At 62.3% G+C, this 2317-nt stretch carries 3 protein-coding genes; 2 read left to right on the forward strand and 1 reads right to left on the reverse strand.

Annotation, left to right across the window (positions count from 1 at the left end; all coding sequences use genetic code 11):
- Positions 1–78: 78 nt before the first annotated feature.
- A complete protein-coding gene (locus ACSLE4_RS07900; RefSeq protein ID WP_435903925.1) occupies positions 79–813 on the reverse strand; it encodes a phosphatidylserine/phosphatidylglycerophosphate/cardiolipin synthase family protein in 735 nt (244 codons plus the stop codon).
- A gap of 117 nt (positions 814–930) precedes the next feature.
- Between ACSLE4_RS07900 and bluB the strand changes: the two genes are divergently transcribed.
- Both bluB and ACSLE4_RS07910 read left to right on the forward strand, forming a co-directional pair.
- Complete coding sequence (gene bluB / locus ACSLE4_RS07905) at positions 931–1623, forward strand: 5,6-dimethylbenzimidazole synthase (RefSeq protein ID WP_435903926.1); 693 nt, start codon at positions 931–933, stop codon at positions 1621–1623.
- Between the two features lie 186 nt (positions 1624–1809).
- Entirely contained in the window at positions 1810–2133 is a 324-nt protein-coding gene (locus ACSLE4_RS07910; RefSeq protein ID WP_435903927.1) for a hypothetical protein, read from the forward strand.
- The last annotated feature ends 184 nt before the right edge of the window (positions 2134–2317 follow it).

The raw sequence follows: 2317 nt of genomic DNA on the forward strand, positions 1-2317 counted from the left end.
GCGTATGCGTGCTTTACCGCGTGCTCAGTCTGCTCAAAATATTCGTCGGCAGTTTTTGGGACGGTGAACTTCATCGAGCTAAAGAGCCTGCGCGTTGCTCCACAAGTCGGTATAGGCTTCGATTTTTGCCTGTGCGATATCTGGCGGCGCCCGAATTATGGATGTGGGGGACCTTGCAGCGAGGTCCTTGAAAGACTGCGTCAGGGACCACGCGGTTGTTTGATCCACAATTATCAGGCGGTCATGCAACAGCTTGGGCCCTGAAATGCGGACCTCTAACGGACGACCTTTGCCATACTGTTTGCGCCACCGCTCGACTGCGGGTTGGAGGGCCGCCTTGTACTGCGGGGTTGTCAAAATCCGCACGAGCGCGTTCTCAGGAGCAGTCACCACGAAATCCTGAAGAAGCACCTCGTTTGCATAAGGGTCGACGATCAGCAGATCTGAGTTCGCCTCAGCGAGAACCTTTCCAACGATTGCGAACGCGTCATGCACGTCCCCAGCGGCGACGAAGGCACCTTGGACGGTAGCGGGTGCTGCAATCTCGGCACGTGCGAGAGAACGGTAGAGAGCTTGAGTGATCTTATCTGCAGCGGAGCGCCGTAGCCCAGGGTGAGGCGAGTCGAGATCCCTCGTGGCAAACTTGATCTCGATCGCGTCCGATATGCCAGTGGCACCCATTTCTTCGATTAAGGCAACAACACGCCCCAGCCAAAGTTGCGTCTCAGGGGGCATACTCGGCTTGGCAAGCTCGGGCATCTCCGCAACCAGCTGCCCCAACCTCATATAAACCGCCTCGGGAGTGAGCGTCATGTCTCCACCCTCTTTCAATACAGCTTACCGGCGACTTGGCAGCGCGCCACAGCCCAGCTTTCTGCGCAAAAAGCCCTCGACTGTGCAAGTCACAATCCGTGTTAACGTCGGTCGGTCATGGAACCGTTCAGCCAGCAATTCGCGCAACGCACCCCGGACGAGGAGGAGGCACACACGCCACCGCGCTTCGATGCCGAGACCCGCGCGCGGCTTTACGATTTGCTGCGCTGGCGCCGCGACGTGCGGCGCTTCCAACGAACGCCTCTGCCTGAAGGCACGGTCGAGCGGCTAATCGGTTTAGCCTGCTTGTCGCCGTCCGTGGGCCTCTCGGAGCCCTGGCGCTTCGTGCTTGTCGACGATGCCGGGCGCCGTGCCGCAATCCGCTCCTGCTTCGAGGCCTGCAACAAAGAGGCGCTCGAGATGCAGGATCCGGATCGCGCGGCGCTCTATGCGCGGCTCAAACTGGCCGGGCTCGACGACGCGCCGGTGCAGATCGCCGTGTTCTCCGACCGGACCACCGCGCAAGGGGCGGGGCTCGGACGTCTCACCATGCCGGAGACGCTCGACTACTCGGTGGTCACAGCCGTGCATACGCTGTGGCTTGCCGCCCGCGCCGAAGGGATCGGGCTCGGCTGGGTGTCAATCCTCGATCCTTCCCGCATGACCGAGATTTTGGATGTTCCTCCTGAGTGGATTTTCGTCGGTCATCTGTGCCTCGGCTATCCGCAAGCCGAGGACGACACGCCGGCGCTGGAACGGGCCGGTTGGGAGCACCGCCACGCGCCCGAGGGCGTCGTCATTAAGCGGTAAAGCCTGCTTCGTGTCATTGCCCGGCTCGACCGGGCAATCCAGTATTCTCTCGAAGGGGATATCGCGAAAATCGGTGAGTACTGGATGCCCGCTTTGGCGCGCATGACAAATAGGCGGCGCTTGATCCGGGGCCGGTCTAAGGGCACTCTTGTGGCTGCGGTGGGGGCACCGCTTTGGGGGGCGGCCGTGCGCAGCACACGCATCACGCTGGGTTTGGCGGGGCTTTTGGCTCTGGTTGCGTTGTCGTTCGGAGACAGCCGCGCCGGGTCCTGGTCGCCGCGCGGGCTGGAGGAGGGCGCGGCGCCGGCGCCCATCGCCACGCCGGTCAAGGTGTTCAGGGACTGCCAGGAAATCGCGCTCTGCACCGGCTGCAAGCCCCGCTACAAATGCCGCTCCTGCAAGTACCAGAAGGCGTGCAGCCGCGGCCATTGCGAGTGGCGCGATGTCTGCGTGTGGGGGCCTTACGTGAAGGTGCTGCCGCCGAACACGCGCATCATCCGGATTCGCTAGCGTCTCGCGTCTCAGATCCACAGCGGCCAAAGGATCCAGCCGACGATGCTGGCAATGACCTCGAATGTGCCGGTCAACCTTACGGTGAACTCCACGGCCAGCCAGCCCAGCAGTACGGCGAAGGACGCGGCTGCCAAGAATGACAAGATTCCGACGGCCACCGGCGAGCCCATTCGCTTTGGAT

Source organism: Methyloceanibacter sp. (genome assembly GCF_051306395.1).
Lineage (GTDB): Bacteria > Pseudomonadota > Alphaproteobacteria > Rhizobiales > Methyloligellaceae > Methyloceanibacter.

Excerpts from the sequence above, each read along its gene's own strand:
- ACSLE4_RS07900 (WP_435903925.1), bottom strand. The coding sequence starts at position 813 with ATGACGCTCACTCCCGAGGCGGTTTATATGAGGTTGGGGCAGCTGGTT.
- bluB (WP_435903926.1), top strand. The coding sequence starts at position 931 with ATGGAACCGTTCAGCCAGCAATTCGCGCAACGCACCCCGGACGAGGAG.